The organism is uncultured Acinetobacter sp., assembly GCF_947626835.1.
GTDB lineage: Bacteria > Pseudomonadota > Gammaproteobacteria > Pseudomonadales > Moraxellaceae > Acinetobacter.
The window spans coordinates 1-7,575 of the sequence record NZ_CANQTS010000050.1; the positions used below are offsets into that span (position 1 = coordinate 1).

The 7,575-nt window shown below is 42.1% G+C and carries 8 protein-coding genes; 7 read left to right on the forward strand and 1 reads right to left on the reverse strand.

The annotated features are described in order from the left end of the window. Positions 1 to 249 precede the first annotated feature (249 nt). The 5 genes from Q0Z55_RS12250 (at position 250) to Q0Z55_RS12270 (ending at position 4,167) form a co-directional block, all read left to right on the forward strand. Positions 250 to 1,107: a VacJ family lipoprotein gene (locus tag Q0Z55_RS12250; protein ID WP_297429157.1), complete on the forward strand. Its 858-nt coding sequence runs from the start codon at positions 250 to 252 to the stop codon at positions 1,105 to 1,107. A 122-nt stretch (positions 1,108 to 1,229) separates the two neighbouring features. Next, positions 1,230 to 2,198, forward strand: coding sequence for an RsbU family protein phosphatase GigA (gigA, locus tag Q0Z55_RS12255; protein ID WP_297429160.1), 969 nt, complete (start codon positions 1,230 to 1,232; stop codon positions 2,196 to 2,198). Between the two features lie 114 nt (positions 2,199 to 2,312). Further along, on the forward strand, positions 2,313 to 2,828 hold the full coding sequence (gigB, locus tag Q0Z55_RS12260) for an anti-anti-sigma factor GigB (RefSeq protein ID WP_297429163.1): 516 nt from the start codon (positions 2,313 to 2,315) through the stop codon (positions 2,826 to 2,828). A gap of 15 nt (positions 2,829 to 2,843) precedes the next feature. Next, positions 2,844 to 3,668: a carbon-nitrogen hydrolase family protein gene (locus Q0Z55_RS12265; RefSeq protein WP_297429165.1), complete on the forward strand. Its 825-nt coding sequence runs from the start codon at positions 2,844 to 2,846 to the stop codon at positions 3,666 to 3,668. A gap of 106 nt (positions 3,669 to 3,774) precedes the next feature. Continuing rightward, positions 3,775 to 4,167, forward strand: coding sequence for a DUF4951 domain-containing protein (locus Q0Z55_RS12270; RefSeq protein WP_297429168.1), 393 nt, complete (start codon positions 3,775 to 3,777; stop codon positions 4,165 to 4,167). On the opposite strand, the gene gspE is transcribed toward Q0Z55_RS12270, so the two are convergent. After that, positions 4,168 to 5,655: a type II secretion system ATPase GspE gene (gene gspE, locus Q0Z55_RS12275; protein ID WP_297429173.1), complete on the reverse strand. Its 1,488-nt coding sequence runs from the start codon at positions 5,653 to 5,655 to the stop codon at positions 4,168 to 4,170. It lies immediately after the preceding gene. Positions 5,656 to 5,743: 88 nt separating this feature from the next. Between gspE and Q0Z55_RS12280 the strand changes: the two genes are divergently transcribed. Next, positions 5,744 to 6,550, forward strand: a complete 807-nt coding sequence (locus Q0Z55_RS12280) for a hypothetical protein (RefSeq protein ID WP_297429176.1) — start codon at positions 5,744 to 5,746, stop codon at positions 6,548 to 6,550. Positions 6,551 to 6,558: 8 nt separating this feature from the next. Continuing rightward, positions 6,559 to 7,479 (forward strand): mechanosensitive ion channel family protein, encoded by a 921-nt coding sequence (locus Q0Z55_RS12285; RefSeq protein ID WP_297429179.1) that lies wholly within the window; start codon positions 6,559 to 6,561, stop codon positions 7,477 to 7,479. Positions 7,480 to 7,575: the final 96 nt, after the last annotated feature.

Consider the following 7,575-nt stretch of genomic DNA (forward strand, 5'->3'; position numbering starts at 1 on the left):
ACTCTTAATCTCATAAGAGTCAAGCACTATCTTAAAGTAATTTAATCAAGCGCTGCTGATGGAGGGCGATTATAGATGGTTTTTTCAGTTAAACAAGTGCTTGTTGCGTATTTTTGCTAAAATTAAGCCTGAATGCATATTTTTTATTCATTTTCTGCTTTTTTGACTCAAATTTGCTTTAATACGATCTATACACAGTGTGAATAATCTTCTGTATTGTCATTACGTCTTAAATGTTTAGGATTTTATATGCGTTATTCTTGTCTTTGGGTGAGCCTTGTTTGTGCTCTAGCAACTTCATCAGCTTTGGCCACAGAGAATAAAACTGCTGAGGACACCTCACGTTTTGAAACGCTACAACAATTAAAAAAATTGCGTGCTGAGCAATTTAAAGTCGATGCGAATGCTGCACAAAGTGAAGAAATCAAAGACCCTCTACAGCCTTTAAATCGTCAAATCTATGCATTTAATGATGCTTTAGATCGCACTGTGCTACGTCCTGTTGCAGTGACATATAGTGAAAAAATTCCTGAACAAGTTCGTGGTTCACTGACTCAAGCACGCAAAAATTTAGATGAACCTTGGAATGCAGTCAATCAATTGGCTCAAGGCAAACCTTTGCGCGCAGCCAAGAGCCTCGGACGTTTTACCATTAATACTTTAACAACCTTAGGTTTTGCCGATCCTGCACAGCGTTTAGGTTTAGACAGCGAAGATGAAAGCTTAGGTACAACTTTGGGTTTTTATGGTGTGCCATCGGGTCCTTATTTTGTCATGCCTTTACTTGGTCCAAGTACCATTCGTGATGGGCTAGGCAGTTTAGTCGATACACAAGCGCGTCCGCAAAAATATATACTTGATGACAATGAAGGTTTATATTGGACTGAAATGGCATGGCGTGGGGTTGATGCGCGTGCCGGCTTACTTGATTTAGAAAGCGTTTTACAAGGTGATAAATATGCTGCAATGCGTGATATTTACCTACAACGTAAGAGCTTTGAAATCGCGCAAAAACGTGGTTTAAACGATGACAGCATGCTTTTTATTGATGATGACTTTGATGATTCAATCGATCTCGATCAAGAAAACCTAGACTCAGATCAATAAAAGTGCTCAGTATTTTGTAAAATACGTTGTTCACTGCATGGCAATTGATTTTTTTCTGGTAATTGATTGCTATAGTAGACGACTTATTGTTTATTTGATTTTAAGGATCATACACTGTCTTTATGTACTTCATTCAACCGACTCGCGATATCGCTTATTTAGATCAGGTCTTAGATACGTTACCTAACGTACAAATGATTACTATAGAAGATATTCAACTGTATGATCCAACCATCATTGCCATTGCCGATGTGCAAGATTATTTAACCCATCAATGGAATTTACCCACCATTGTATTGGGTTTTGATCAAGAAGGTAGTGCTCTATCTCAAGCATGGGAACAAGGCGCACTTGCCGGTTGGATTTGGAATCGTTTGCCTGCTGAGCCTGAAGTGGCACTGGCCCGTATTGACGCCAAATACAAACGCAATCAAGACAGCCGTGACTTACCCTCGGCTGCACAATTACAACGTCGTTTATTGCCCAATCCAATTGAGCTACCTCATTATCAGGTTGAAACTTTATTTAAACCTTCGGCTTATTTATCTGGTGATTGGTACGATTATTGGAAAATTAGCGATAAAGAAATTATGTTTTATTTGGCCGATGTCTCAGGACATGGTGTAACAAGCTCTTTGCTCACCTCGTGGATGGCGGCATTTCATGGTCGCTCTAAAACGCCACGTGAGTTGCTTAAAAAACTCAATGGCATGTTGGTACAAGAAAATATTGAAAAACATATCACCATGTTGGCTGGTATTTTAAATATTGAAACGCATGAAATTCGTTGGTCAAGCGCAGGACACTATCCCCCTGCAATTATTTTTGAAAAAGATCAGCCTCCAAAAGTCCTGAATACCAGCAGTTTTCCTTTGGGTTTAACTGAAGATTTAGAGGTTGAAGAGTTTGAATGCCGTCTAAATCGTGATGCACGGTTTATTATTTGCTCAGACGGTGCACTTGAACCCTATAGCGGTGGCTTAAACGAACAGTTCGAGCAATTGGTATTTCATTTGCAAAATCAATCCTTTCAAGCACCCGAACACGTTGCCGATGACATTGCCATCTTAAGTCTAAGAAGAATGAAATAGCTTATTTATCAAAAATTTAGCATCATTTTAATCAATATCAGCTTGATCGAGGCTTGAGTTATCTATACAGGCTATGGGATAATTTTCTATCCTTCTTCTGCAAATGGCATTTATATGTCAACAGGTCATGTTGAATACGCAAGTTTGAACGGAACGCATATTTTTAAGCTTATTGGCGAAGTGCGTGCCCATTCTTGCATCAGTCTCGATAAACTGCTCAATAAATTAGAACAACATGAAGATGTTGTTGGTGCGATTGTTGATCTTACACAGACCACCTTTATTGATAGTACTGTGCTTGGTGTACTTGCTAAGCTTGGGCTGAAACTCAAGCAAATTCATCACCTACAAGCCATTATGCTGTCGACCAATCCTGACATTACCACTTTGGCCAATAGCATGGGCTTAGGTCAGGTGTTTGTAATTTTAAATTATTGTGGTGAGTCGGACGTCTGCACTCAAGCCTTAGTGGATGATCATATTAACCACGCCAGTATGTTACGCACCGTGCTTGAAGCGCATAAAACCCTAATGCAGCTGAATGAAAATAATCAAAATATGTTTGAGCCATTGGTCAAACAGCTTGAAAAAGAACAACAGAATTTAGAACAATCCAATCAAAATGTTTAGAATAATGGAGTAGCCATGACTTTACTGTCTGTTGCACAAATGAATTCACAAGATGATATTGAAGCCAATTTTCTTGTGATTGAACAACTGATGCAACAAAGTCAGGCTGCTGGTGCCGCTTTGATTGTCTTTCCTGAAAACTTTGTCTGTTTTGCAGGGGGCAAACAACGCCAAACAGCAGAACAGTTTGAAGCCATTCAAGCGCGTTTAGAGCAACTGGCACACCGTTATCAATTATGGATTGTGGCAGGTACACTGCCTTGCCCTTATCGTCCAGATGGTTCAATCATTGAAGATGGTCGCGTGCGCACGGTAAGTTTATGTATTAGCCCTGAGCGCACCGAAGCACGTTATGACAAAATTCATTTGTTTGATGTGCAAGTGAATGATGCAGTGGGCGGCTATCAAGAATCGAAATACTTTGAACCCGGTACAGATCTCTTTGTTGCAAAAACACCATTTGGTCATATTGGCTTAATGGTGTGTTATGACTTACGTTTTCCAGAGCTGGCTTTGAGCTTGCGTCAACGCGGTGCTAACATTTTGACGGCACCTGCGGCATTTACCTATACCACAGGTGAAATGCACTGGCAGTTGTTACTACAAGCACGTGCGATGGATACACAATGTCAGGTATTAGGTTCGGCACAACAAGGATGGCATGGTCAAAAGCGCCAAACTTGGGGACATACCGCAGCCACACATTCGCGCGGTCATGTGCTTGATTTAATCACGCATGAAGGTGCAGGCTTAATTACAATACCGTTTGATTTGGCTGAACAGGCTCAAATCCGTCAATCTATGCCATTAATGCAACATCGCGTTTTAGTGAATTATTAAAGATGACCATTATCTAACAGTACTTGATGGGATTTTCCTACAAGTGCTGTTTTTTGTGCCTACTTTTCTTATTATAAAAGCTGATCTTCATAACAATGCAGCTAATATGTTCAAACCTTTAATTTTAGCCATCAGTTTATTTACCCTATCAAGCATCGCCCAAGCAGAACTAAAAATCTCTGAACAAGTTCGCCCTGTTATGCAATCGTTAGTTAATCCTGCTTATCAACGTATGCCGATTCCAGCCACACCCAACAATATGACTTTGCCTGCATTTGGACAAGGGATTATTGGTTGGGGCACAGGACCGCATGATGCCAAGCGACGTTTTGAGAGCATTGGCCGCGCAGATGTTGAAGGACTTAAAAACCAAGGCGTAACCCTTGAAATGGCTCAAGCTTGGCAAGCCTTTTACGACAATGAAACACTGCGTAATCCCGGCAACCCAACCGCGCCCTATCGGGCACAATTAATGCAAAAAATTGTTCAATTGTGGTAATTACTCACTGGCTGCATTGGTGACACGTAAGACTTCTTCTAAAGTCGTCTTACCTTGCAGGACTTTATTTAATCCATCTTGGCGAATCGAACCTGCGGCTTGACGGGCATAATTTTCAAGTTCAAATTCCGCGGCATTGCCGTGAATTAAACGGCGCATGTGATCATCCACAGGCACGATTTCATAAATTGCGGTACGTCCTTGAAAACCAGTATGCCCGCAATGCTCACAGCCTTGAGGATGTGGCAACTTAGTTACTGCTTGCGTGTTAAGTTGAGTAAAAATTTGCTGCTCAAATTCATCGGCAGCTTTCCACACCACACAGTGCTGACACAAAGTGCGTACTAAACGTTGTGCAATCACGCCAATCAGTGAACTTGACAATAAAAATGGCTCAATACCCATATCTTTTAAACGGGTTACTGCGCCAATGGCAGTATTGGTATGTAAAGTCGAGAGCACCAAGTGACCGGTAAGTGAGGCTTGTACCGCAATCTCTGCGGTTTCTAAATCACGAATCTCACCCACCATGACTACGTCTGGGTCTTGGCGCAGCATGGCTTTTAGCGCCCGAGCAAAGGTCATATCCACTTTGGTATTGACTTGGGTTTGCCCAATACCTTCAAGTTGATACTCGATTGGGTCTTCTGCGGTTAAAATATTGCGCGAGCCATCATTTAAATCGGCCAAGGCGGCATATAAGGTGGTTGTTTTACCTGAACCAGTTGGACCTGTGACTAAGATAATGCCATGCGGACGATGCACCAAAGTTTTAAGACGTTGGTATTCTTCATCCATCAAGCCTAAATGGCTCATGTTTAAACGACCCGCTTGTTTATCCAATAAACGCATCACCACCCGTTCACCATGACTCGATGGTAAAGTAGATACACGCACATCGACTTCACGTCCGGCTAAGCGTAGCGAAATACGACCATCTTGCGGAATGCGCTTTTCTGCAATATCAAGGCGCGCCATGACTTTAATCCGTGACACCAACAGCGGCGCTAATTCACGGCGTGGCTGTACAATCTCACGTAACTGCCCATCTACACGTAAACGTACCGATAATTTTTTCTCAAAGGCTTCAATATGAATATCAGAAGCGCCCACGCGAATCGCTTCTGATAACAAGGCATTAATTAAACGCACAATCGGTGCATCATCTTCTTGATCCATTAAATCTTCAGCTTCAGGCACAGAATCAGCTAAAGACAATAAATCGGGATGATCTTCAAGACCGGCTGCCACTTGTTGTGACTCACCACTATCGCCTGAAAAACTGCGACTTAACAGTTGATTGAATTCTTGTTCGTTATATAACTCATATTGCGCAGGCACACCGAGTAAGCGGCGCGCTTCTTGAATCGCCAACATCGGTGTCTGCTCACGGCGTACAATAATTGGTTGGTCGCCTGCATAACGAATTAAAATGGCATGGCGTTTAGCAAAACTGTAAGGAATTTGTAGCTGTTTTAATGGCTGCATCACAAATTATCATGATGAAAAAAATTATTTTGAGTGTACTCTAAGCAGATGACAGCGTGAAGTCAGTTTTTTGCGGACTAGGATATTAATGCACTCAAGTTCCTTCAGCCCGATTAGCCAATGGTGGGGCGAATATCATTTTGAAATCGGTCAAGCGCGTGCTTGGCAATTTGGTTCACTGTTGCTGCGCTTAAGTCGTGGCTTGCAAGAATGGCGTTTAGAATATCATCGTCCACAAGTACAATATGACTATGAGCAACAGTGGCATCCGATTGATGATCCTGCTTTTGCTTTTCCACAACCGGTGCATATTGAACGCTATATGTTTAAAACCACGCATGACAAAGTGCAGCTCATGCCACGTTTGGCCAATCGTTCTGTAGTGATTAAACCAGTCGACCCGATTTATATTCCGGCCAGTCAACGTGGTACTCTGTATATCAGTACCCCGCTTTGGATCGCAGGTTTTGTAGAAGGTCAGCGCGAACCCTTGTTTGATATTCCAGTCATTTTACCCAAAGATACATGGTTTGGTCCTAATCCACGTTTAGGCGAGATTTGTTATTCAACTTCTGTCGATGGACGTACCGAACTCAGTCAGCTTAAACCGCGTGCTTTTCGTGCCATCACCCCTATTGAGTTTCATAACACCAGTAATCAACAATTACGCTTTGATCGTATGAATGTGCCCGTCACGGCGCTACCGCTGTTTTTTAGTGAAACCACTGGTCGGCTGTGGACTTCACAGATTCGCGTCAATCATGAAGGTTTAGATCGTCCACCACGGATTCGGATTGAAAATCGTACTCCTGTACAAGCTGGTGAAGTGACTTATTTGCAACCACCGCGTGAATCCGGCAGTGTGCTGTTTAATATGTTTGACTCGTTCTTCTAAGGATTGCTATGGCAGATTCAAAAATTCTAGATGGGGTATGGAGCAGCCTTGCAGGGACCTTTGAGGGCTGGAAAACTGATCGCGTCATTGAAATTGTGATTGCAGTGATTATTATTATCATGGGCTTTTTTATTGCCCGTGTGGTGTCCAATACCTTTATTCGTACTGTTGGGGCTAAATTTAATGCCCATCAAAACTTAGTCTGGCGACGCGGTATTTTCTACGCCATTTTTATGCTGTTTATGATTGCAGGCTTAAAAGAAGCAGGCTTTAAACTCAGTGTATTTTTAGGTGCGGCAGGGATATTAACCGTCGCGTTAGGTTTTGCCTCTCAAACGTCGGCCAGTAACCTGATTAGCGGTATGTTTTTAATTGGTGAAGGCTCCTTTGAAGTCGGTGATACTATTCAAATCACATTGATTCGCGGTCATACCATTGAAGGTGAAGTGATCTCGATTGATTTATTGTCGGTCAAACTGCTCACTCAAGACAATGTTTATGTGCGCCTGCCCAATGAACAATTGATTCGGGCACCGGTACAAAACCTATCTAAATTCCCTATTCGGCGTATTCCGATTACCTTAGCCATTAATTTTGATGAAGATATTATTAAAGTGCGCCGTGTGTTGTTAGATGTAGCACAAAAATATCCATTGGTATTGGCTGACCCCAAACCTGCGGTCACGGTGACCTCTTTTGGTGAATCTTCCATTGAAATTTTATTTGCGGTGTGGTGTCAGCGTGAAAATTTCTTAAAAGTCAAAGATGAATTGCATGAGCGCATTCGTAATGGCTTTGTGGATAATCACATTGAAATCCCTGTGCCTAAAATGGGCTTTGTGGATCGTCCTATTCCATCGGTCTCCAAAACCTTAGCCGATGTGGATAAATACGCCCAACAAGAACAGATTAAACGCGAGCCTAAATAATTAAAAAAGCCCAACATCATAATCTGCACCCCGAAAGTTGGACACTCTCAGTCTAATTTAAAGGGTGCTTTTTAATGGCTAAATATTCTCAAGAAT

Coding starts and splice junctions, on each gene's coding strand:
- Q0Z55_RS12250 (WP_297429157.1), top strand. CDS start 250: ATGCGTTATTCTTGTCTTTGGGTGAGCCTTGTTTGTGCTCTAGCAACT.
- gigA (WP_297429160.1), top strand. CDS start 1,230: ATGTACTTCATTCAACCGACTCGCGATATCGCTTATTTAGATCAGGTC.
- gigB (WP_297429163.1), top strand. CDS start 2,313: ATGTCAACAGGTCATGTTGAATACGCAAGTTTGAACGGAACGCATATT.
- Q0Z55_RS12265 (WP_297429165.1), top strand. CDS start 2,844: ATGACTTTACTGTCTGTTGCACAAATGAATTCACAAGATGATATTGAA.
- Q0Z55_RS12270 (WP_297429168.1), top strand. CDS start 3,775: ATGTTCAAACCTTTAATTTTAGCCATCAGTTTATTTACCCTATCAAGC.
- gspE (WP_297429173.1), bottom strand. CDS start 5,655: ATGCAGCCATTAAAACAGCTACAAATTCCTTACAGTTTTGCTAAACGC.
- Q0Z55_RS12280 (WP_297429176.1), top strand. CDS start 5,744: ATGCACTCAAGTTCCTTCAGCCCGATTAGCCAATGGTGGGGCGAATAT.
- Q0Z55_RS12285 (WP_297429179.1), top strand. CDS start 6,559: ATGGCAGATTCAAAAATTCTAGATGGGGTATGGAGCAGCCTTGCAGGG.